Genomic DNA, 22,862 nt, shown 5'->3' on the forward strand with positions numbered 1-22,862 from the left:
CCAATGTCGTATAATAGACTTAGCCAGAAATGGCTATTCTATTTTCTAATATTTTCTTGACCATTTCTGACTTTAAACATTATATAGATGAAAGGTAGTGATGATGTGATTGAGAAGATGACATCCACCATGCAACAAGCTTTAGGAGAAGCGCAACAGATTGCGGTTACAAGACATCATCAGCAAATTGATATTCCGCATTTATGGCGAATTTTTATGCAGGCTGACCATTTCGCCTATAAGCTGTATGAGGGCTTAGGCATTGATATGGCTGCAATGAAGGCTTTAATTGAAGCAGAAATTGATAAACTCTCTACCGTTGAGGGCACGAATGTCCAATACGGCCAACAAATATCGCAAAGATTAAATCAATTATTCCAAGATGCTGGTCAAATTGGGCAAGACTTGGGCGATGAGTATTTATCCACCGAAGTTATATTACTGGCGCTCTATGAGCAAAAGCATAATCCAATTACCCAATTCTTGGACAAAGCAGGCGTTAGTCAAAGTCGTTTTAAAGAACGTATAGAAGAATTAAGAGGAGGCGAGCGAGTGACAAATCAAAATCAAGAAGCAACTTATGAAACATTAGAACAATATGCGGTGAATCTAAATGAAGCCGTTAAAGCGAATAAGCTAGATCCTGTTATCGGACGTGACGAAGAAATTCGTGATGTTATTCGAATTCTAACCCGTAAGACTAAGAATAACCCTGTTCTTATTGGGGAGCCTGGGGTTGGTAAGACAGCTATCGTTGAAGGTTTAGCGCAACGTATTGTCCGTAAAGACGTGCCTGAGAACCTGAAGGACAAGGAAATTTGGTCCTTGGATATGGGCTCACTTATTGCAGGGGCGAAATACCGCGGGGAATTCGAGGAACGTTTAAAAGCTGTCCTCAATGAAGTTCAGAAATCTGAAGGTCAAATTCTGCTATTTATTGACGAGATTCATAATGTCGTTGGGGCAGGGAAAGCCGAAGGATCGATGGATGCTGGGAATATGCTTAAGCCGATGCTAGCCCGTGGGGAATTGCATTTAATCGGGGCAACCACCTTGGACGAATACCGGGAGTATATTGAAAAAGATAAGGCTTTAGAACGTCGTTTCCAACGGGTAATGGTGCAAGAGCCGGATGTGGAAGATACTATTTCGATTTTGCGTGGTTTGAAGGAACGCTTCGAAATTCACCATGGGGTTAATATTCATGACAATGCCTTGGTAGCAGCGGCAACCATGTCAGATCGTTATATTACTGATCGTTTCTTACCGGATAAGGCGATTGACCTAGTAGACGAAGCGTGTGCGACGATTCGGATGGAATTAAACTCTGTACCTTTGGAGATGGACCAAGTTAATCGGCGTTTGATGACTTTGGAAATTGAAGAGGCAGCCTTGAAGAAAGAAACCGATGACGCCAGCAAGAAACGTCTCGAAACACTGCAAGAAGAGTTGGCGGACTTACGCGAAGAAGCCAATGAGTTGAAGATGCGCTGGGAAGTTGAGAAGGAAGCTACCAATGAACTGCGCGACAAGCGTCAAGAACTCGATGATGCAAGACGTAAATTGGAAGAAGCAGAAGCCAATTATGATTTAGAAAAAGCAGCCGAATTGCGCCATGGCACGATTCCAGCCTTGGAGCGCGAGTTAGCAGACTTAGAATCCAAGCACGAGCAAGCTGGTACGAGCGAAAGTCGCCTAACTCAAGAAGCAGTGACTGAGAATGAAATTGCGGATGTCGTAGGTCGCTTAACAGGTATTCCTGTATCGAAATTGGTTGAAGGTGAACGTCACCGCCTCTTGAAAATGGACGAAACCTTATCAGAACGTGTCATTGGTCAACAAGAAGCGATTGACCGGGTAACGGAGGCGGTTCTTCGTTCTCGGGCAGGGATTCAAGATCCGAACCGCCCAATTGGTTCCTTCCTCTTCTTAGGACCAACCGGGGTTGGTAAGACAGAACTTGCGAAAGCTTTGGCCGAGGTGCTCTTCGATTCAGAAGACCATATGGTGCGCATTGATATGTCTGAGTATATGGAGAAACATAGTGTGTCTCGTTTAGTGGGGGCTCCTCCAGGTTACGTTGGTCACGAAGAGGGCGGTCAATTAACGGAAGCTGTACGCCGGAATCCATATACGATTGTCCTATTAGATGAGATTGAAAAGGCTCACCCAGATGTCTTTAACATTCTCTTGCAAGTGCTTGATGACGGACGTTTGACGGATTCGAAAGGGCGCATCGTCGACTTCAAGAATACAGTTGTGATTATGACAAGTAACATTGGTTCACAACTCCTCTTAGAAGGTGTTGATGATGACGGTACGATCAACGAAGAGACGTCCAAACAAGTACGTCAACTGTTACGTGAACACTTCAAGCCTGAATTCTTGAACCGGATTGACGACATCATTATGTTTTCACCACTTTCGATGAATATGATGACACGCATTGTCTACAAATTTATCAATCAGTTATCGGCTCGTTTAGAAGCCCAACAAGGCATTGATTTGCGCATCAGTGAAGAAGCAGCCTCTTGGCTTGCTGAGATGGGCTATGACCCAGTATACGGCGCAAGACCCTTGCAACGCTTTATCACGAAGCAAGTTGAAACACCTCTTGCCAAGCAAATTATTGCCGGGGACATTATGCCGAATTCGATTGTATCGATTAGCTTACAAAACGACGCGATAGCTTTCGACAGCGAACCGATTCCGGTCGCTTAATGAGAAGGCCACTGCACAAGATGTGTGGTGGCCTTTTTGCTTGCGCCCGGCATGGGCGATAACTCGGTGGTGAAAGTCCACTGCAGGCTTGGTAGTAGGAACTGCTAGCCGAAGGCAAGGGTGTCCGCCGTGAGGCGGAATCTGAAGGAAGCCGGAGGCAAATACTTGCGCTGACGAACAGAAACTTTATATCAAGGCTGAGGCAGATGGATGAGCTTGCTAAACAAAGCGAAGTCCGATACTACACGAAATCTGTAGCAGTAAATAAAGCAGCGGCATGAGTAGAAAGTTATCGCGCTTACCCGGGGAGGTCTCATGGGCGTCATAAGACGTAGTAACAACGAATCATGAGAAGTCAGCAGAAGCCATAGTAGGTAACAAAGTTACTGAAGGGCTGAACAACAATTTATCTTGAAGTAGACAAGGAGGTAGACGTTGACTCCTCAATGACCGAAAACACCCGCGATTAAGTTCAAATAAGGGGCGACCCAATGTGGAGGGATAAGGCTGGAAGCCGAAAGAGTAAGCATTGGGGTCAAGGACGACACTAAGAATATGGAGAACCAAGAACCAAGATAATATTTCTGAACGATGAATAAATCTCATGGCAACGCCAGAAAACTTACAACTGGCGTGCGAAAAGGTTTATGCAAATAAAGGAGCTCCTGGTATGGATGGGGTGACCGTTGATGATATTGAAGAACATATATCGGAATATGGCTCAGCTATTCTTCGGAAAGTGAAGGATGGAAGCTATCAACCCTTACCTGTAAAGGGGGTATATATCCCGAAAGAGAATGGGGCTAAACGAGCGTTAGGCATCCCGGTAGTTCGAGACCATATCGTCCAACAGATGATATTAAACATCTTAGACCCCATATATCGACCCTCACTTTTCAGACTATAGTTATGGTTTCAGAAAAGGACGCAATGCGCATGACGCGATTCGTCAAGTAGAAGCCTATGCGAATGAGGGGTATATATATGTCGTGAATTGTGATTTATCGAAATATTTCGACACGGTACATTATCAGAAACTATGAGTTACGTAGGATACTACGTCAAAGATAAAACCGTGAATTATCTACTTTGATCATTCCTTGATGCAGGGTATATGGAAGACAGTCTCGTTCATCCAACCAAGAAAGGCACGCCTCAAGGGGACGTTATCTCACCGCTATTATCCAATATTTATCTTAATATAATGGATATGGAACTCGAGAAACGAGGACATAAGTTTATTCGCTATGCGGATGACTTTAGTATTTACGTGAAAACTCGACGTTCAGGTGAGCGTGTGATGAAAAGCATCACGACATTTCTTGAGAAAGTGCTCTGCTTAAAAGTCAACACAGAAAAGAGTGAAGTGGTTCATATATCACGTATGAAACTCTTAAGGTTTGGCTTTACAATGATAGCGGGAAAGCACGTTACCGCCCCCATCGGACGGCTAAACAAAAGTTTAAACGACGACTCAAGCAACTGACGAGTCGCAAACGACCTGGAAGTTTCAAGGCAATCGTGCGAGCGATTAATCAATACACGCAAGGATGGATACATTACCATGGGATTGGTCAAATGAAACATTTCATACAGGAGACAGCTGGATGGTTTAACCGTCGACTCCGACAATTGTGTTGGAGTCGATGGAAGAGAGTCAAAACCAGATACCAAATGCTGAGGAAATATGGGCTACCTCACGAAATAGCCATTCAGTACGCCAATAGCCGAAAAGGATACTGGCGTCTGTCAAAGCCCTATCAAATGAGCCTAGCCCTGCCTACAAAAAGACTCATCGCTTGGGGATTGAAAGATATCAATCCCCAAGCGATGAGTTCGTTCATACGAAATATTCAATTGTTGAACTGCCGTATACGAGAACCGTACGTACGGTGGTGGGAGAGGTCGACTAGCCAATTAATGGCTAGTCTCCTACTCGATTAATTAAACTTCAACTTGGTGTACGAATAAACGTTTCAGGAAGTAAACGGATAACGTGACGATTACGACAGCTATGAGGATAATTCCCCATTCAAAGAGTGCTAAAGGCACTGTGTTTAGTACATTATTCATAAATGGTACATAAACTGCAATAAGTTGTAGGATAAGGGAAAGGGCGATCATCATTAGAAGAATACGATTCTTAAATAAGCTTTGATTTAAGGCGAAGCCATCGCTAATGCGTACATTGAAGATGTGAGCTAATTGTGCCACAGCCATGTAAGTAAAGGTCATGGTCTGAGCATGATCTAATTCAAAGCCTAATACTTGGTAACTTCCATAAAAGACGAGGAAGGTCCCTAGACCAATCACAAGACCACTTAGAATGATTCGAGTGATAAATGTTCGGTTAACCAAGCCTTCTTCGGGTTTGCGTGGCGCTTTCTCCATGACGTCTGATTCGGCCGGCTCATAGGCAAGGGCGATGGCTGGGCCAATATCAATAAGTAAATTTAAGTAGAGAATGTGTAATGGCTGTACGGGCATCGGTAACATGAAGGTAATTGTCAGGAGAATGGACAGAATCTCAACCATGTTACAAGAGAAGAGGAAAGAAACGTATTTCTTAATATTCTCAAAGATGATGCGTCCAATTCGAACTGCATCGACAATTGTTCCAAAGCGGTCATCTGCGAGAATCATATCGGATGCTTCCTTGGCGACTTCAGTTCCACGGATGCCCATTGCAATGCCAATATCTGCGCCGTTTAAAGCGGGTGCATCATTTACACCGTCACTCGTCATGGCTACGACTTCGCCTTCTTCTTTCAAGGCTTGAACTAATTGCAATTTATTCTCTGGTGAGACCCGGGCAAATACGCCTGTATTGAGGATGCGTTCGTTGAAATTTTCATCATCAATGGCGGAATCAATATCTTCCCCGGTCATAATTTCATCAGCATGTTCTAAGCCAATATCAGCAGCAATTCGAGCGGCCGTACTTGGATGGTCGCCGGCAATCATCTTAATGGCGATACCAGCATCTTGTGTTGTGGCGATAGTATCGGGAACATCTTCACGCGGAGGATCGACAATGCCATATAAGCCATCCAGCGTTAAATCACTTTGATGCTGATCGACAAAGGCTTCGATATCCTCTTCAGCTGTTTAAACGTTCTCTTCGGAAATTTCCACCGAGCCTTGGGCGATGACCCGCATGCCTCCTTCAGCGAGGTCTTGGTTGGCTTCTTCCCAGGATTGGGTATCTTTTGTACCAGTAATATCCAAGAGCACGTCCGGCGCCCCTTTAATAATCAAATGCATCGTTTCATCTGGGAAGGTGTAAAGGGCAGCCATGTATTTACGCTCCGAATCAAAAGGCAATTCGGCAATCGCCTCGATGACTGAATCTTCAAGCACTTCATTCGTTAGACCAATCTTATGACCTAAGACGGTTAGGGCACCATCTGTCGGGTCGCCTTCAATCGTATACATATCGTCTTCTTGGACGAGCTGTGCATTACTGGAGAGACGTCCGGAAAGAATGAAATGATGCAAAGCAGCTCTGCTTCGTCTAAATCATCTGTCTCAAATGCTTGCTCGCTACTGAAAGCAATGGCTTCCTCATCTTGGTGAACATCACCTTCAGGTTCATAGCCACGACCACTTACATCATAGACTTCACCATTAGCTAGGACAATCCGCTCGACCATCATTTGATTTTCGGTTAAAGTACCGGTCTTGTCCGTTGCGATAACTGAAGTGGAGCCCAGTGTTTCAACTTTATCTAAGGATTTAACGAGCGCCTCGTAATCAGACATTTGATTCATCCCATTTGCTAAGGTAATTGTCTCAACGGCTGGCAAGGCTTCGGGAATGGCTGCAACAGCGAGGATAACCGCCGTATGCAGCATTTCGGCGAAAGGTTGGCCAGTAAAGAGACCGATGACTAGAACAAGGGCAGCAGCTACCACGGCTACAATAATTAAAGCGCGGGCCAGTTGATTGATTTCCTTATCTAAAGGTGTCTCGTCTGTTTCATCCTCTTCATCGATCATCCCCGAGATGTCATCCACCTCAGTGTCCATCCCCGTAGCCGTTACCAAAACTTTGGCACTGCCCCGCGTTGCTGCCGTCCCGGAGAAGACCATGTTGGTTTGATCGCCCAGGGGTACCTCTTCACTAAATTTAGCGTCAGGGTCTTTATCAATAGCTTCGGATTCACCGGTTAAGGAAGCTTCAATAACCGCAAAGTTATTGGCCTCTAGTAAACGTCCATCAGCAGGTATCGCGTCCCCATCTTCTAATAAGAGAATATCTCCAGGAACAATTTCCGTCGATTGGATTTCCTGGCTGTCCCCATTCCGGAGGACATTTACCTTTGTTTCTACCATATCCTGTAGAGCATTCACCGACTGCTGGGCACTGAGTTCCACGAAAAAGTCCGTGAGTACTGAAATGAGAACCGCTAGCAGAATCGCAATAGCTTCGACCCAATCCCCCATGACCACGGATATAACCGCTGCAGTTAACAATAAATAGACAATAATATTATTCAAATTCTGCCATAGCAGTTCCCAAGGAGAAACGGCTTCCTGTTCATCTAACACATTCTCCCCGTATTCTTCTAGGCGTTGCTCGACTTCCTCTTGGCTCAAACCTTCATCCATATTTACATCATATTCCTCAAGTAACGCTTCGACACTTTCACGGTACGCTATCTGATACCTCCTTTAAGAGAACTATCCAACTTTGTTCATAGTATAAAAGTACTATAATTTATTATAAAATTGAAATAATATAACTAGATTGAAACGTCAATAACCAAGGACTAATATCAATGGACTTAGCGAATGATGGCTAGTTATCAAAGTTACGAACTAATACCATTGAACTAATCCGTGCAAAAAAAGATAATTCTATGCAATGGCAAATTTTGATTCCATTAATAGGAAATAGATGCTAAAATTGACATCAGTTGAAAGAAGGGAGTTGGTCTGTTTGTCCAACTGGAAGCAATTAGATCGCTTGATTGGGAAATATCTTCTCATCGGCGCAATTGCCGTTATTGTTATTATGAATTACAAGAATATACTGCAATTATTAGAGTATATTTGGATCGTTGCCAAGCCTTTGGTTATCGGCGCGTGTATAGCTTACGTCTTAAATATTCTGATGAATCTCTTTGAGCGGTATTTGTATCCGAATGCTGAAAGTAAATTGGCGAATGCAACCAGGCGACCTGTAGCCATTCTTCTTGCCCTTATTGTTATTGTGGCAGTTATTTCCTTCGTATTGTATTTGATCATTCCCCAAATTATTTCTGTTATCCAAGAAATCATCAAAGTACTGCCAATGATTGGTCAATCGATTGAATACTTGATACATGAGAGCGAAAAATTGTGGCCATTCCTCGATGATTACGTCAATTTGGACTCCTTGAATGTTGAGGCGATAACCCGCCGCATCTTGAACTTCTTGAACGGCTTAACATCTAATGTGATTGGCACCACGGTATCAACAGTATCGTCTGTCCTTTCCTTTGTGATTAATATCTTCTTGTCGCTTATTTTCGCCCTATATATTCTACTCGGGAAGGAACGCTTTGGCCAGCAATTCCGCCGTTTGTCACAAGCGTATTTACCAGTGAAAGGGCATAATCTGTTAATGTATGTCTTACAAATCTTTGATCAATCATTCCATAGCTTTATTACAGGCGAAGTGATTGAAGCCTTTATTTTAGGGGCTATGGTTGCGATTGGTATGTTTATCTTCCGCTTCCCATATGCAGCCATGATTGGTGCCTTGACGGGGGTTACTGCTTTAATCCCAATTGTAGGGGCATACTTATCCGGTGCAGTCGGTTTCGTACTGATTGCGGTGCAAAATCCGCTGCAAGGTTTACTGTTTATTGTCTTTATCGTCGTCGTCCAGCAAATTGAAGGAAACTTGATTTATCCTCGGGTTGTTGGAGACTCTATTGGACTACCTGGTATTTGGGTTCTTGCAGCGGTAACGGTCGGGGGCGGCCTCTGGGGAATCCCTGGTATGTTAATGGGAGTACCACTGTCATCGGCTGTTTATCGCCTCATTCGAAATGATGTTGCCTTGCGTGAAGAAGTGAAACACCAAGCAGACGAGGATCGTAACCATCGTTTCCACGAAGCTTAATGATGAACGCACATTCTCAAAGAACAGGATGTGCGTTTTTGTGATGATAAAGGATAGAATGTCTATGAAATTTAGCTATGAATTCGCGTAAATTCCATAATATTGCTATAAATCTTTGCCGCATATATGTATAATGGATATAGATGAACTGTATGCAAAAGACTAGAAAGAGGTGAGTTTATGTTATACGCACTCATGTTTATTGGCCTAGCCTTTGTAGTTTGTGGTGTGTTTCTGCAGCGCAAATGGCTCTGGTTCCTAGCCTCAGCCCTGACATTTGCCGGCTTCTTCTATGTAAGTCAGGGGACTTTACTTTTATTTCTCATATTCGTTCTCGGTATTATCTTAATTATCGCAGAATTGTATATACCAGACTTCGGCATACTCGGACTTCTAGGCTTGGCAGCTTTAATGGCCTCCCTCTTCCTCAATGGCCAAACGATTGAACAAATTATATTACTGCTCTTAGGCGGACTGGTCGTGATAGTTGCCTTAGGCTGGTTGTTCATTAGGGCTGATAAGACCGTGAATATTGGTCCGGGCCTAGTTCTCGAGACAGCACTCGATGAGCAATCGGGTTACCAAAGCCACCGCGATTACTCAGATTTAACAGGCCAAATAGGGATTGCTATAACCGACTTAAGGCCGGTCGGCCGTGGGGAATTTGCCGGACAAGCCTATCAAGTTAATAGTATAGAAGCATTTATTGCACAAGGAAGTACCATCCAAGTCCAACGTGTCAGCCAGGGATCTATTTACGTAAGGAGTGTTCAAAATGGGTAATACACCAATTCTATTGCAAGCTAACCCTGAATCATTTGTCGCTATCGGTATTATTGCTGTGATTATCTTTATTCTACTTATACTATTCTTCCGCTTTGTGCCGGTAGGCTTGTGGATTACAGCCTATTTCTCTGGAGCGAAAGTATCAATTGGTAATTTAGTGGGCATGCGTTTGCGCCGGGTAACCCCTTCAGCAATCGTTCAGCCACTGATTAAAGCAACGAAGGCCGGGCTAATTCTTGATACGAACCAGTTAGAAGCCCACCATCTTGCAGGTGGCAATGTCAATCTCGTTGTGGACGCTTTAATTGCGGCCCAGCGCGCCAATATCGACCTTGAATTCGAGCAGGCGGCGGCCATTGATTTGGCAGGCCGGGACGTATTTGAGGCAGTCCAAGTGTCGGTTAATCCGAAAGTAATTGAGACCCCGGTTATTGCGGGTGTAGCCATGAATGGGATTGAAGTCATGGCTAAGGCCAAGGTGACGGTCCGGGCTAATATTGAGCGCCTCGTAGGTGGGGCCGGAGAAGAGACCATTATTGCCCGGGTTGGTGAAGGGATTGTAACCACCGTTGGTAGTTCAGAAACCCATTCGGTTGTCTTGGAAAACCCGGATGCGATTTCCCAAACGATTTTGCGGAAGGGGCTAGATTCGGGCACAGCATTTGAAATTTTGTCGATTGACATCGCAGACGTGGATGTCGGACGTAACATTGGGGCGAAATTACAAGCTGACCAAGCCGTGGCAGATAAGAATGTGGCCCAAGCAAAAGCCGAGGAACGCCGTGCCTTTGCGGTCGCGGAGGAACAAGAGATGCTCGCAGAAGTTCAACGTATGCGTGCGAAAGTTGTTGAATCAGAGTCGCAAGTACCGCTGGCTATTGCTGAAGCCTTCCGCCAAGGAAATTTAGGCGTCATGGACTACTATAAATTACGCAACATTGAATCGGATACAAGTATGCGCGATGCGATTGCCGGTGAAGGCAAGACTAATAATTCAACAGAACCGAGTTGATAAAAGATGGAAATAATCATTCTTCTGGTGTGGCTATTTCTGTTCTCTTCTGCCAGGCTTAAGAATAAAGCAGAAACGAAAGATAAAACCACATCTATGGAAGCAAAGACCCAAGAATCACCCAAACTTAAGCAAGACCGAATCGAACGAGCGCCAAAAGACCTTCTAGCATTTGGTAAACCGGAAACCAAGCGACGAAATGTCCATAAGCAACGTTCTAAGCGCAAAGATGCTAAAAAAGCAAAGGCTCCATTATCGCCGGTAAGTCTTGCGGAAGATATTGAGTCGAAGAAAGCGAGGCTGGCTCAAGGAAGCAACGCAAGGCTTGATGAGCGAGCAAAGGCGATGCCAAGAACTCATCAAAGGCAAGCGCAAGCGAAGTCTGCAGAAGTTCTCAGTGATTTAGTCATTGATGAAAGTATTTCAGCCCTTCAGCAGGAATTCACCATTCAAGTAGAGCGAAGGGCAGAACAAAGCCAGAAAGAATTACCAGTCAGACAGCCTAATAGCTATTCCTGGCGCCAAGCGATGGTCTTAAAGGAGATCCTGGATAAACCAGTTGCTTTACGGCAGGATCAGCAAGATTGTTGAGAGAACTATGTTAAATAGCCCCATAAGAACTGTGTTAAGTCGGTTCTTATGGGGCTAATTTATATGTGTATACTTGAGTGCGATGATTTTAGGCATATTATTCGAGTTGTGCCGATGGCGGTTACTTTCTTAACTCACTGCCGCGGCTAATAAGCCGTTGAATTTGTTCGGATACACTGGTCCGTCCTTGGTGCATCCGTAAGAAATCATAGAACATCCGGGACAATGGGTCCATTTGGTAGCGGGGGAGGCGATCCAATTCGCTACTATAAGTATCGGCAATCGTGCGGATCAGCCGACTGGCGTCTCCGCCAACTTCGCGGAATAAATTTTTCGTTTGCTGAGGGAGTTGCCGGTAGCTCGTCAGTAAATTATTAAGGGTTTGGATAGTATTCTGGGAGAATTCGTTCAGTGAGGTGACTTGAGCGTCATTGAATAGATCGCGTAAGGCGGTCACAAAGGCCAATAAGCGCTCAGGATTCGTTTGCTCAAGGACGAGGTCAAAGCCCTGGCTGATAATCCGGCTTAGGCTACTAAACTGCTCGGCGCGCTCTAAAGCGAAATCTGCCACATGCCATTGATATAAATTGTGAACGTACAGGCCCATCCCGTCACCCTTAACAATCGTTGGCTTAATCGGGTAATCTCCGAGCAGCCCAAAGATAGTGTATTCAGGCACGAAATAATGTAGCACATTGGTAAGAAACTTTTGCTTTACAGGCTGGACCAGACTTTCAGGCAAACTCGGCCCATCGAAAAAATACAAACCCCGCAAGTTGGTTAGTGGGTAGTCGGCCCATTGGGCAGCATACATCGCCAAATTAGCCCCCTTGGAATGGCCGCAGATAACAAATGGGCCGCTCCAAGTCCCAGCGTGGGCTTCTAAGGCGTGCGCTGAGGAAGTTTGTGCTGCCGCCGGTTCTTCGTTGAAAAGCAATAGGTCTTCCAGCCAGCCGATTAGCGAATCATCCGTCCCCCGGAAGGCATAAATGTACTGTACGTCGCTTGCTTCAGTAATGCGGTAAGTCATCAGGCAGAATTGTTCGATTGCATCTTGTTGAATATGTTGCTTCACGGAAATAAGCTCAATGGGTGCAAAGCGAAGACTTTGACTGGCAGCCTTCAGAAGTACCAGACGCTGGTCAACATTCAAGAAAGGATTGGTTTCTTGTAGCCGCTGCCAGTCTACAAGCTCATGTAGCTCGTAGAGGGTTACACCCTCGCTTTGGTGCTTCTGCCATAGATTACTCGCTTCGAAAGTCAAGTAGGCTAAATCTGTTAGAATTAGAGCATCCACTTCGCCAAAAGGACGTTCGTGCCAAGAGTCTTGAGTGGTGGCTTCAATATAGCGTTGAATACTGGAGTGGACCATGGGAGGCTTCCTTTCTGAGAGTAAGATTGATGTAAGGTAAGTTTACCATATTTTGTTAAATTTAGGCGATTATTTGCATGGACTTTACAAGAGTGCCTTCACGATGACTTAACCTATATTTAAGTTATTGCATCCTTCTTTACCCGGCAAAAGCGAAGGATTATAATAACGCAAGAAAGAGGTGGTGTTATCGCGGGAGTTTTCCCTAGATGAGAATTCCCTAAGAATCCACGGCTTTAGACATTTATGTGGCAAATGACCTTGCATTCAGCGAATAAATCATGTATGATAACATACGGTATTAAACCAAAACACACGTTTGTAGATACCTACTAGGGTGCTTTCTCTCGGGAGTCTAGTAGGTAACCGACACAAACGGAGGAAAAACCAAATGGAGGAATTGAATATGTCAGTAATTTCTATGAAGCAATTGCTTGAAGCAGGTGTCCACTTCGGTCACCAAACACGTCGTTGGAATCCTAAGATGAAGAAATATATCTTTACAGAGCGTAATGGTATTTACATCATCGACCTACAAAAAACAGTGAAACTTGTTGACGATGCCTACAACTTTGTACGCGATGAGTCAGCAAACGGTGCGATTACTTTGTTCGTTGGAACTAAGAAACAAGCACAACAATCTGTTGAAGAACAAGCGAAACGTGCTGGTCAATTCTACATCAACCATCGCTGGTTAGGTGGCTTATTAACGAACTGGGAAACAATCCAAGCAAGTATCCGTCGCTTGAAAGCCATCGAGAAAATGGAAGAAGATGGAACATTTGACGTACTACCTAAGAAAGAAGTCCTACAATTACGTAAAGAGTGGGACCGTTTAGAACAGAACTTGGGCGGTATCAAAGATATGCCACGTATCCCAGACATCATCTATATCGTTGACCCACGCAAAGAGCATATTGCAATCCAAGAAGCACACAAATTGAACATCCCAGTTGTCGCAATGGTTGATACGAACTGTGATCCAGACGAAGTGGATTACGTTATTCCATCAAACGACGATGCCATTCGTGCAATTAAATTAATTACAACAGCAATGGCAGATGCTATTATTGAAGGTAACCAAGGTCAAAGCCAAGACACAGGCTCAGAAGAACAATCGGATAAAGAATTCTTCGATAACCTATTCGATGATAGTGAAGCAGCCGAAGCAAACGAAGAAGCAACTTCAGCTGAATAATCATTTGTTTAAGTAATCTAAATGCTAGCTTAATTCAGGTATAATCCACAGGCTCAGACCTAGGTCCTGTGTTAAGTTAGCTTTTTTATCAAAAAGGAGGCTTTTCATGGCTAAGATTAGTGCACAACAAGTAAAAGAATTACGTGAAATGACAGGTGTTGGAATGATGGACGCGAAGAAAGCGTTAGTCGAAGTAGACGGAGATATGGATAAAGCCGTTGACTTCCTTCGCGAGAAAGGTTTAGCGAAAGCTGCTAAGAAAGCAGACCGCATCGCTGCAGAAGGTTTAACTGCAACTTATGTTGATGGTAACACTGCTGCTATCGTGGAAGTAAACTCTGAAACAGACTTCGTTGCCAAAAACGAACAATTCCAAAACTACGTTCAAACAATCGTTAAGGCAGTTGCTGAAAACAAACCAGCAGACATGGATGAAGCAAATGCTATTGAAGTAGATGGTCAATCAATTAGTGACCTTGTACTTGAAGCAACAAACAAGATTGGTGAGAAAATCTCATTCCGTCGTTTCGAAGTATTAACGAAAGAAGACGGCGATGTATTTGGTGTATACCAACATAATGGTGGTTTAATCTCAGTTCTTGTAAAAATTGCTAATTCATCTGATGAAACGGTTGCGCGTGACGTTGCTATGCACATCGCTGCAATTAACCCACAATACGTAAGCCCTGAACAAGTACCTCAAGATGTTATCGAGAAAGAAGAAGCCATCCAGAAAGAAATTGCTTTAAACGAAGGTAAGCCAGAAAATATCGTTGAGAAGATGATTAAAGGCCGTATGCAGAAATTCTTGGCTGAAATCAGCTTAACAGAGCAACCATTTGTTAAAGATGGTGACGTAACAGTTAGCCAATACGTGAAACAAGCGGGTGGTGAGGTAGAAAACTTTGTTCGCTTCGCTGTAGGTGAAGGTATCGAGAAACGCGAAGAAAACTTTGCGGATGAAGTAGCTTCACAAATGAATATCTAATCATTGCACAAGTTAGATGAAGCCCCAGGTGACTGGGGCTTTTTGTGAGAAAGAGGGAGAAAGATGGTTCAACCGAAATATGAGCGCGTTGTCTTGAAATTAAGTGGTGAGGCAATTGCAGGAGAGAAGGGCTACGGTATCGATCCAGCGACGATTGATGTTATGGTCCAGGAGATTAAAGAAATCTACGAACTTGGTGTTGAAATTGCGATTATCGTAGGTGGCGGTAATATTTGGCGTGGGCAAATTGGTGAAGAGATGGGTATGGAACGGGCGCAAGCCGATTATATGGGCATGTTGGCTACTGTGATGAATGCTTTGGCCTTACAAGATGTTCTGGAGAATAATGACGTGCCAACCCGGGTACAAACATCCATTGAAATGCGTCAAATTGCTGAGCCTTATATTCGTCGCAAAGCTATTCGTCATTTAGAGAAAAGCCGGGTTGTGATTTTCGCCGGGGGTACAGGTAATCCTTACTTTACCACGGATACAACGGCTGCCTTACGGGCTGCAGAGATTAATGCGGATGTGATCTTAATGGCCAAGAATAATGTGGATGGAGTTTATGACTCCGATCCGTCGATTAACGTTGAAGCGAAGAAATTTGATGAATTGACCCATTTAGATGTGATTGCTAAAGGCTTGAAGGTTATGGATTCAACTGCCAGCTCTTTAAGTATGGATAATGATATTCCATTAGTTGTATTCAATCTAAATGAACCTGGCAATATTAAACGAGTGGTTCTCGGAGAGAACATCGGTACGACCGTTCTTGCCAAGTATGATACACAAGATAGCGACAAATAATAATTTTTTATTTCCATAAGCTGTGGTATACTAAGATTAATTAGATTAGCAGGAGGATTCATTATGACACCAGGAAATTTAATCCCAACTACGCGCGATCGAATGAAGAAATCGATTGAAGCATACCAACGTGAAGTTTCAACAATTCGTGCCGGTCGTGCGAATGCAAGTATTCTTGACCGTGTAAGTGTATTATATTACGGTGTACCTACACCTTTAAATCAACTGGCCAGTATCACCATTCCAGAAGCACGCATGCTTGTGATTTCGCCTTATGATAAAGGTAGCTTAGGCGATATTGAGAAAGCGATTCAAACGAGCGATATTGGTATTACTCCGAACAATGATGGCGAAGTGATTCGCTTAGTTATCCCAGCCTTAACGAAAGAGCGCCGGGAGGAGTTAACGAAAGTCGTCAACGCTGAGCAAGAGAATGCCAAAGTCAGTGTGCGTAACATTCGTCGTGATATGATTGATGAAGCGAAGAAACTCGAGAAGAATAATGAGTTAACAGAAGACGACGTACGTCAATATGAGAAAGATATTCAAACTGAGACTGATAAAGCGATCGCTGAAATTGAAGAGATTACGAAAGCGAAGCAAGATGAAATCATGAATGATTAATCTTCAAAGAAATAACCACGATAAGCTTAGATTTATTGAGTTTATTGTGGTTTTTTCGTCTATGTAAGTATATTTATGATTAATTTTACTTACATAATATTACATAGACTTTCCTCTTATGTTAGACTATTTGTGATATAATGAACAAGGAGGATACTAGATGTTGAAGAAGTTTCTTAAGACGGTCTTAAGTAGCGCATTAATTTGTTCGCTTGCTGCTCCAGGAGCGAGTGTACTAGCAGAGACCGTGACGGCCGAAGGGTCTGGGACAGGAGCCCATGGCGAGGTAAAAGTTGAGGTAAGTTTCGAAGGAAATCGAATTACTGGTATTGAAATTCTGGAAGAACAGGAGAATGAGACCTTAGCTGAACCTGTCTTTACAGGATTAAAAGAAGAAATTATCGCGCGAAATTCTATCGATGTGGATGTGGTAACGGGCTCAACCCAGTCGAGCGAGGCATTGATTACTGCTGTTGAAGAAGCCATAAAAGCAGCCGGCATAACTTTGGTTGCCGTCTCTACTGAGGATGAAGCAGAAGGCGATGCTTCGGATGAATTAGCAGCGCAAGAATATGATGTTGTGGTAGTTGGTTCAGGTGGTGCAGGTTTCAGTGCTGCCATTGAAGCTGCTACAGCTGGTAAATCAGTTATTTTGCTTGAGAAATTACCGATTGTCGGAGGGAATACACTTATCAGTGGGGGCGAGATGAACGCGCCAGGTAACTGGGTCCAAGAAACACTGGGTATCGAAGACAGTGTGGAGTTATACTATGAAGACACGGTGAAGAGCGGCGAAGATAAAGGGGTACCTGAGCTGGTGCAATTAATGGCAGAAAGTGCGCTTGAATCAGCTGAATGGCTTCGAGATGAGATTAACGTAGAATTCTACGACGATCAACTATTCTATTTCGGTGGACATTCGGTGGAAAGAGCTCTTATTCCTCTAGGCCACACAGGTCAAGAGATAATTACTAAATTCCAAGCAAAAGCTGATCAATTAGGGATTGATGTGATTACTGAAGCGGGCGCGGAAGAATTACTGCAAGATGAGTCGGACCGCATCATTGGTGTGAAGGCCAATACCAAAGATGGTTTTCAAGACTTCTTGGCTAAAGACGGGGTTATCCTTACTACCGGAGGTTTCGGAGCCAATGAAGAATTACGGGTGAAATACAACCAAGAATATGATGACCGCTACTTAGAAACAGTCAGCCCAGGTTCACAAGGTGATGGGATTGTTATGGCCGAAGCAGTTGGAGCAGACTTGATGAATATGGAATATATCCAAACATATCCAGTCGCGGATCCGGAAACAGGACGCATTTCACTTTTAGCAGATACTCGTTTCGATGGGGCGATTCTGATTAATCAAGAAGGCGAACGTTTCGTTGAGGAATTAGAACGTCGCGATGTTATCTCCCAAGCTATCTTAGCTCAGACTGGTGGATATGCTTATCAGTTATGGAACGATGCATTGGACCAAGTTTCAAACTCGAAAGAATTACACCAAGCTGAGTATGAAAGCTTACTTGAGCGTGGCCTCTTGGTAGAAGCAGATTCGATTGAAGAGGTAGCTGAAGCCTTTGATATTCCAGTAGATAACTTAAAAGCTACCTTAGAGAAAGTTGCGGAATATGCTGAAACGGGAGAAGATAAAGACTTCAATCACCGTAAAGGCTTAGTCAATATGGATGAAGGACGTTACTACTTGATGAAATGTAAGCCATCGATTCATCATACTATGGGTGGCTTAGTCATTAACGGAAAGGCTGAAGTACTCAATACAGATGGCGAGCCAATTGAAGGCTTGTATGCCGCTGGTGAATTAACGGGGGTCATCCACGGGGTTAACCGCCTTGGTGGTAATGCGATTACCGATATTATCACCTTCGGTCGGATTGCAGGGCAAACTGTCGGAAATAATTAAGCCATCCCCAGAGCTTAGAAGCAAAGGCATTGCTTCTAGGCTCTTTTTTAATGAAATGTGCGGGTGAGTGATATTTGGGCTAGTGGTTAATGTATCTTTTGCATGATGGAGTAAATTATTTATGTTTATTTCGGTTCTAAAATAAATACGGTTGATGGAAATTTCTCGACCGTTTTTAAGTGCAAAAAACGCAGATGTTCTTTAATATTAAAGTTGACCCAATAATAAAGGAGAACATCTACGTATGAATCATTTTATCGAAAAAACCTTCCAATTAAAAGACAAAAACATTGAAATCGATATGGATTATTGTGAAGAGATAGAATTCAAAGGGCGAACATCGCTCTTTTATCGAGGAACATTGGCATATAAACCGGAGGCTTGTCCTCATTGTGGCATTGCCAATAATGATTATGTCATTGTCAGTAATGGAAAACGCTCCTCTCGTCTGACATTAACAGCCAAATCAGGCTTACCTGCTTACTTAATCCTAGCTAAGCAACGCTTTTTATGCAAAGCCTGTGGGCGGTCATTTACAGCGAAGACATCCATCGTTAATCCTGACTGCTATATTACGAATCAAGTCAAACAACAGATTATGGACCGCGCCACAAGAGTCACTTGTGAAACAGATATCGCCAAAGATACTTTTGTATCACCAAATACAGTCCGACGGGTGATTCATGAAACCGCTCGAGCTATTCGAATACGGTCCACTGAACAGTTGCCTAAGCATCTATCCTTTGATGAATTTAAAAGCGTTAAGTCGGTTAAAGCAGCGATGAGCTTCATCTGTTGTGATACACTGTCACATAAAATCGTAGATGTGGTCGAAGACAGAAAAACACACTCACTCAGTGCTTATTTCTCAAGGTTTAGTCGCCAAGCACGTTACCAAGTTCAAACCATTACGATAGATATGTACGAACCATACATGCACCTGGCAAAGCGATGGTTTCCAAATGCAAAGATTATTCTTGATCCGTTCCATTTAATTCAAGCCTTAAATCGCGAATTAGATCGGACACGAATTCGTTACATGAACGAGGTTCGTTATAAAGATTCAAGACTCTATAATAAACTTAAGCGTTATTGGAAATTAATACTCAAACCAAAAAGCGACTTAATGTCTACTGAATACCATCGCTTCCCACTGTTTGATTGGTTAACCAATACTCGTAGCATTGTGGACTATCTCATTCAGCACGACGACGTCTTGAAGGATACCTATCAAATGGTGCATCAATTGGGCGATGCCTTAAGGGATAGGAACTGGCAACGATATCAAGAGATTTTGGCACAAAGCCGGTCCATGACACTTTCAAAAGGCTTAAGGCGTGTATTAAGGACGTTCAGAAAGTATGGGGAATATATCCATAACACACTCACACATGCAGGCCTTAGTAATGGTCCTATCGAAGGGATTAATAATAAGATTAAACTACTCAAACGCAATGGTTATGGTTACAGAAACTTCAGTCATTTTAGAGACAGAATATTACTCATGTGCCGACTTTATGAACCTAAGAACAAAGAAAAAGATCAAGCAACAAATTTAGTCGCTTGACCTTAAATTTACTCATCAACCCTATTTGACAAAGAGCCTTATTTCTTGCTTTGTATAAAATAGCGGAAATTTACGGCTTTAAATAATTCTATGTTTTTCTTAGATTGTTTATACATCGATTAGTTTATTTGCTATAATAGACGAAGTTATGACTCATACAAGGAGTGAGTATTTATGGAGAAAGACCAATTAGAAATTCCTCAGCACATTGCTATCATAATGGATGGGAATGGCCGTTGGGCGAAGAGACGGATGATGCCACGAGTATACGGGCATAAGAATGGTGTTGAAGCCATCAAGAAAGTTACCATCCGCGCCCACCAACGAGGCATTAAGATGCTGACGCTGTACGCTTTCTCGACTGAGAATTGGGGACGTCCTGAACAAGAAGTTAATTATTTAATGAATTTACCGAAGGAGTTCTTCAATAGCTTCTTACCACAAATTATGGAGAACAATGTTAAAGTGGAAGTCATCGGTGATTACGCCAATCTGCCTGAAAGCACCCATGGTATCTTACATGAGGTATTGGAGAAGACGAAGGATAATACAGGACTAATCTTAAATTTCGCCATTAATTATGGGGGCCATCAAGAAATTACTTATGCAGTTCGTCAAATTGCTGAGCAGATTAAAGCGGGTACCCTTCAGCCGGATGAGATAAATGAAGATGTGGTGCAGGCGCATTTGATGACGGGTAAGTTCGGTGAACTAGCCCAGGTGGATTTAATGATCCGCACCAGTGGTGAATTGCGGACGAGTAATTTCCTGCCATGGCAACTTGCCTACAGTGAATTTTATTTCACTGATTCGTATTGGCCGGACTTCGACGGCGATGCATTGGACGAGGCGATTATTGAATATAATCGAAGAAATCGACGCTTCGGCAAATTAGATGAAACGAGTTAGGAGACGGATATGAAAGAACGAGTTTTGGGGGCCTTAATGGGGCTCGCTGTCTTTCTGCCGTTAATTTATTTAGGTGGCGGATATTTTGCTTTTTGTATGTTGGTGCTTGGAATTCTGGGTCTGGCGGAGTTAGCGGCCATGAAGGGAATTAACTATAAAAGTCACATTGGGGTATTATCTTCCGTAGGTTTGGCTTCTGTGTTAATTCCAGCGCGTTACTTCCCAGGTTTCCTTGCAGGGATGAATGTGGAAATTATCTATTATATTATTGCAATTATTCTCCTGGTGATAACGGTATTTCAACACGAAAGCTTTGATATTGAAGATGCCGCGCTATTAATGTTTGGTGCGATTTATATAGGCTTTGGCTTTCGTTTCTTGATTGAAATTCGCGATATGGGTCTGGAGACGATTATTTATCAATTCATTGTTATCTGGTCGACCGATATTGGCGCCTATTTATTTGGGCGACGTTTCGGCAAGCGACAGATGGCGCCGCAGGTGAGTCCTAATAAGACTTGGGAAGGCTTCTTCGGAGGGACCTTGCTTGCTTTAGTGGTTGGAAGTCTGTATATTTACCTTATTGACCCTAATTTAGGTTCGATTAATAGTGTTTGGATTGTTACTTTATCGATGGCGATTACAGGGCAACTGGGTGATTTGGTTGAATCTGCTTATAAACGCCACTTCAAAGTTAAAGATTCGGGCAATTTTTTACCGGGTCACGGTGGAGTGCTCGATCGTTTTGATAGCACTATTTTTACGAGTTTTCTATTTATGATTTGGTTGAATTTATTTAGATAGGATTTGAGTGATGAAGACAATTATTACTTTTCTGTTTGTATTCTCTGCCATTGTTGTCTTTCATGAATTTGGGCATTATTATTTCGCCCGTAAGGCTGGCATTCTCGTTCGAGAATTCTCCCTCGGCATGGGTCCCAAATTATTCGGACATCAAGGCAAAGATGGGACAACTTATACCGTTAGGATGTTGCCACTGGGAGGCTATGTGCGTTTGGCTGGTTTGAATGAAGAAGATGAATTAGAACCAGGTATGGAAGTAACTCTATTTATTGATGAGAATGATCAGGTGTATTTGATAGATCTCACAGAAGATGGCGATTACGAAGCTTTGCCTGTTCGAGTGGACTATGCCGATTTGGCGGAAGAGATGATTATTGAAGGCTTCCCGATGGGCTCGGATACTTTAACCCGTTACTCTGTATCTAAGACAGCCCAAATTAAAGAACAAGATGGTACGCTTGTCCCTGTAGCACCGATTGAGTCGCGCTATGAAAGTGCCAGCGTCTCTCGCAAAATGATGACCAATTTCGCGGGGCCGATGAATAATTTCATCCTATCTGTCCTTGTCTTTATGCTTGTTGGCTTTCTTTTACCGGGGATTCCAACGAATGAGAATGTAGTCGGTGAATTAATTGAAGATATGCCAGCGATTGAAGCAGGTTTACAAACGGGCGACCGCATTCTAGCCGTTGATGGTGTGGAGGTTAGTAATTGGCAGGAATTATCGACCGAAATTGCGCGTCATCCAGGTGAAGCGGTGAACTTCCAGGTTGAACGTGATGGCCAAGCCTTTGACCAAAGCGTTCAAGTAGATTCTGTAAGTCATGAGCAAACCGGTGAAGTCAGTGGTGCGATTGGCATCGTGCGCCCTCAAAGAACCGGTTTCTTTGACCGGGTGAAATACGGCTTTACTGAAACCTGGGCGATTATGACTGGTGTCGTGAGCGCCTTATATCATTTAATCTTCCGTGACTTTAATCTCAATATGCTTGGGGGTCCAGTTGCTATGGCCCAAATGACCGGTGAAGTTGTTGACTATGGCTTCATTGCGATTCTACAACTAATGGCCTACTTAAGTGCGAATTTAGGTATTGTCAACTTATTCCCTCTCCCTGCCTTAGATGGCGGTAAGCTTGTGTCGAATGTGATTGAAGGCATTCGCGGTAAGCCAGTGAGTCAGGAAGTGGAAGGAATCATCACCATTGTAGGGGTGGCGATTCTCGTATTGCTAATGCTAGCTGTTACGTGGAATGATATTACCCGTTTATTCTAGTTAGCCCATTTTTAGTTAAATGGGCTTGGGGCAAATAACTTGAATTCTTGCAGGACAGACTGATCATTAGAGGATGTTTCATCAATTCGTTGGTGGACATCCTTTCTGTTTTCTTTTAGACTAGGATGGATGAAGAAATATTTAAAGTTCTGTAGGAATGCTGTTCTTT

18 protein-coding genes and 1 pseudogene are annotated in these 22,862 nt (G+C 43.3%); 17 read left to right on the forward strand and 2 right to left on the reverse strand.

Translation table 11 applies throughout. The features are described 5' to 3' along the window. The first annotated feature begins 117 nt into the window (after positions 1 to 117). From clpB to CL176_RS12660, 4 genes are all read left to right on the forward strand, one after another. On the forward strand, positions 118 to 2,721 hold the full coding sequence (gene clpB / locus CL176_RS05260) for an ATP-dependent chaperone ClpB (RefSeq protein WP_240430615.1): 2,604 nt from the start codon (positions 118 to 120) through the stop codon (positions 2,719 to 2,721). 604 nt (positions 2,722 to 3,325) lie between these two features. Continuing rightward, positions 3,326 to 3,628 (forward strand): reverse transcriptase family protein, encoded by a 303-nt coding sequence (locus CL176_RS12650; RefSeq protein ID WP_162890835.1) that lies wholly within the window; start codon positions 3,326 to 3,328, stop codon positions 3,626 to 3,628. A gap of 207 nt (positions 3,629 to 3,835) precedes the next feature. Then, on the forward strand, positions 3,836 to 4,207 hold the full coding sequence (locus CL176_RS12845; protein ID WP_118990365.1) for a reverse transcriptase domain-containing protein: 372 nt from the start codon (positions 3,836 to 3,838) through the stop codon (positions 4,205 to 4,207). Continuing rightward, on the forward strand, positions 4,204 to 4,665 hold the full coding sequence (locus CL176_RS12660) for a group II intron maturase-specific domain-containing protein (RefSeq protein WP_240430616.1): 462 nt from the start codon (positions 4,204 to 4,206) through the stop codon (positions 4,663 to 4,665). Before CL176_RS12845 ends, CL176_RS12660 begins: the two co-directional genes overlap by 4 nt. Here the strand turns inward: CL176_RS12660 and CL176_RS13000 are convergent. After that, a pseudogene (locus CL176_RS13000) lies at positions 4,666 to 7,331 on the reverse strand (cation-translocating P-type ATPase). 289 nt (positions 7,332 to 7,620) lie between these two features. Between CL176_RS13000 and CL176_RS05290 the strand changes: the two are divergent. From CL176_RS05290 to CL176_RS05305, 4 genes are all read left to right on the forward strand, one after another. Continuing rightward, the gene (locus CL176_RS05290; RefSeq protein WP_205528143.1) at positions 7,621 to 8,832 is read left to right on the forward strand and encodes an AI-2E family transporter; all 1,212 of its coding nucleotides are present in this window, start codon (positions 7,621 to 7,623) and stop codon (positions 8,830 to 8,832) included. Positions 8,833 to 9,012: 180 nt separating this feature from the next. After that, entirely contained in the window at positions 9,013 to 9,615 is a 603-nt protein-coding gene (locus tag CL176_RS05295; protein ID WP_118990368.1) for an NfeD family protein, read from the forward strand. Continuing rightward, positions 9,608 to 10,630, forward strand: a complete 1,023-nt coding sequence (gene floA, locus CL176_RS05300) for a flotillin-like protein FloA (protein WP_118990369.1) — start codon at positions 9,608 to 9,610, stop codon at positions 10,628 to 10,630. The genes CL176_RS05295 and floA overlap by 8 nt, the downstream gene beginning before the upstream one ends. 6 nt (positions 10,631 to 10,636) lie before the next feature. Next, the gene (locus CL176_RS05305) at positions 10,637 to 11,221 is read left to right on the forward strand and encodes a hypothetical protein (RefSeq protein ID WP_118990370.1); all 585 of its coding nucleotides are present in this window, start codon (positions 10,637 to 10,639) and stop codon (positions 11,219 to 11,221) included. Between the two features lie 121 nt (positions 11,222 to 11,342). Here CL176_RS05305 and CL176_RS05310 read toward each other — a convergent pair whose 3' ends face one another. Further along, positions 11,343 to 12,593: an Mbeg1-like protein gene (locus CL176_RS05310; protein ID WP_118990371.1), complete on the reverse strand. Its 1,251-nt coding sequence runs from the start codon at positions 12,591 to 12,593 to the stop codon at positions 11,343 to 11,345. A gap of 406 nt (positions 12,594 to 12,999) precedes the next feature. Between CL176_RS05310 and rpsB the strand changes: the two genes are divergently transcribed. The 9 genes from rpsB to rseP all read left to right on the forward strand — a co-directional run bounded on the left by rpsB (position 13,000) and on the right by rseP (position 22,693). Next, positions 13,000 to 13,791, forward strand: a complete 792-nt coding sequence (rpsB, locus tag CL176_RS05315) for a 30S ribosomal protein S2 (RefSeq protein ID WP_118990372.1) — start codon at positions 13,000 to 13,002, stop codon at positions 13,789 to 13,791. 106 nt (positions 13,792 to 13,897) lie between these two features. Further along, complete coding sequence (tsf, locus tag CL176_RS05320) at positions 13,898 to 14,779, forward strand: translation elongation factor Ts (protein WP_118990373.1); 882 nt, start codon at positions 13,898 to 13,900, stop codon at positions 14,777 to 14,779. A gap of 63 nt (positions 14,780 to 14,842) precedes the next feature. After that, positions 14,843 to 15,589 carry a UMP kinase gene (pyrH, locus tag CL176_RS05325; RefSeq protein ID WP_118990374.1) on the forward strand — a complete coding sequence of 249 codons (747 nt, stop codon included), beginning with the start codon at positions 14,843 to 14,845 and terminating at the stop codon, positions 15,587 to 15,589. 63 nt (positions 15,590 to 15,652) lie between these two features. Then, on the forward strand, positions 15,653 to 16,213 hold the full coding sequence (frr, locus tag CL176_RS05330; protein ID WP_118990375.1) for a ribosome recycling factor: 561 nt from the start codon (positions 15,653 to 15,655) through the stop codon (positions 16,211 to 16,213). Between the two features lie 160 nt (positions 16,214 to 16,373). Continuing rightward, positions 16,374 to 18,140 (forward strand): flavocytochrome c, encoded by a 1,767-nt coding sequence (locus CL176_RS05335; RefSeq protein ID WP_118990376.1) that lies wholly within the window; start codon positions 16,374 to 16,376, stop codon positions 18,138 to 18,140. Between the two features lie 244 nt (positions 18,141 to 18,384). After that, positions 18,385 to 19,707 carry an ISL3 family transposase gene (locus CL176_RS05340; protein WP_118989665.1) on the forward strand — a complete coding sequence of 441 codons (1,323 nt, stop codon included), beginning with the start codon at positions 18,385 to 18,387 and terminating at the stop codon, positions 19,705 to 19,707. Between the two features lie 174 nt (positions 19,708 to 19,881). Beyond that, positions 19,882 to 20,616: an isoprenyl transferase gene (locus CL176_RS05345; RefSeq protein ID WP_118990377.1), complete on the forward strand. Its 735-nt coding sequence runs from the start codon at positions 19,882 to 19,884 to the stop codon at positions 20,614 to 20,616. A gap of 9 nt (positions 20,617 to 20,625) precedes the next feature. Beyond that, complete coding sequence (locus CL176_RS05350; RefSeq protein ID WP_118990378.1) at positions 20,626 to 21,420, forward strand: phosphatidate cytidylyltransferase; 795 nt, start codon at positions 20,626 to 20,628, stop codon at positions 21,418 to 21,420. Between the two features lie 10 nt (positions 21,421 to 21,430). Next, on the forward strand, positions 21,431 to 22,693 hold the full coding sequence (gene rseP / locus CL176_RS05355; protein ID WP_205528144.1) for an RIP metalloprotease RseP: 1,263 nt from the start codon (positions 21,431 to 21,433) through the stop codon (positions 22,691 to 22,693). Positions 22,694 to 22,862: the final 169 nt, after the last annotated feature.

The organism is Suicoccus acidiformans (assembly GCF_003546865.1).
GTDB lineage: Bacteria > Bacillota > Bacilli > Lactobacillales > Aerococcaceae > Suicoccus > Suicoccus acidiformans.

What these genes read in the sequence shown, in the direction of transcription:
- rseP (WP_205528144.1), top strand. Translation starts at nt 21,431, where the DNA reads ATGAAGACAATTATTACTTTTCTGTTTGTATTCTCTGCCATTGTTGTC.
- clpB (WP_240430615.1), top strand. Translation starts at nt 118, where the DNA reads ATGACATCCACCATGCAACAAGCTTTAGGAGAAGCGCAACAGATTGCG.
- floA (WP_118990369.1), top strand. Translation starts at nt 9,608, where the DNA reads ATGGGTAATACACCAATTCTATTGCAAGCTAACCCTGAATCATTTGTC.
- pyrH (WP_118990374.1), top strand. Translation starts at nt 14,843, where the DNA reads ATGGTTCAACCGAAATATGAGCGCGTTGTCTTGAAATTAAGTGGTGAG.
- tsf (WP_118990373.1), top strand. Translation starts at nt 13,898, where the DNA reads ATGGCTAAGATTAGTGCACAACAAGTAAAAGAATTACGTGAAATGACA.
- CL176_RS05340 (WP_118989665.1), top strand. Translation starts at nt 18,385, where the DNA reads ATGAATCATTTTATCGAAAAAACCTTCCAATTAAAAGACAAAAACATT.
- CL176_RS05295 (WP_118990368.1), top strand. Translation starts at nt 9,013, where the DNA reads ATGTTATACGCACTCATGTTTATTGGCCTAGCCTTTGTAGTTTGTGGT.
- CL176_RS05335 (WP_118990376.1), top strand. Translation starts at nt 16,374, where the DNA reads ATGTTGAAGAAGTTTCTTAAGACGGTCTTAAGTAGCGCATTAATTTGT.
- CL176_RS05345 (WP_118990377.1), top strand. Translation starts at nt 19,882, where the DNA reads ATGGAGAAAGACCAATTAGAAATTCCTCAGCACATTGCTATCATAATG.
- CL176_RS12650 (WP_162890835.1), top strand. Translation starts at nt 3,326, where the DNA reads ATGGCAACGCCAGAAAACTTACAACTGGCGTGCGAAAAGGTTTATGCA.
- CL176_RS05350 (WP_118990378.1), top strand. Translation starts at nt 20,626, where the DNA reads ATGAAAGAACGAGTTTTGGGGGCCTTAATGGGGCTCGCTGTCTTTCTG.
- frr (WP_118990375.1), top strand. Translation starts at nt 15,653, where the DNA reads ATGACACCAGGAAATTTAATCCCAACTACGCGCGATCGAATGAAGAAA.
- CL176_RS05290 (WP_205528143.1), top strand. Translation starts at nt 7,621, where the DNA reads ATGCTAAAATTGACATCAGTTGAAAGAAGGGAGTTGGTCTGTTTGTCC.
- CL176_RS12845 (WP_118990365.1), top strand. Translation starts at nt 3,836, where the DNA reads ATGGAAGACAGTCTCGTTCATCCAACCAAGAAAGGCACGCCTCAAGGG.
- rpsB (WP_118990372.1), top strand. Translation starts at nt 13,000, where the DNA reads ATGTCAGTAATTTCTATGAAGCAATTGCTTGAAGCAGGTGTCCACTTC.
- CL176_RS05310 (WP_118990371.1), bottom strand. Translation starts at nt 12,593, where the DNA reads ATGGTCCACTCCAGTATTCAACGCTATATTGAAGCCACCACTCAAGAC.
- CL176_RS05305 (WP_118990370.1), top strand. Translation starts at nt 10,637, where the DNA reads ATGGAAATAATCATTCTTCTGGTGTGGCTATTTCTGTTCTCTTCTGCC.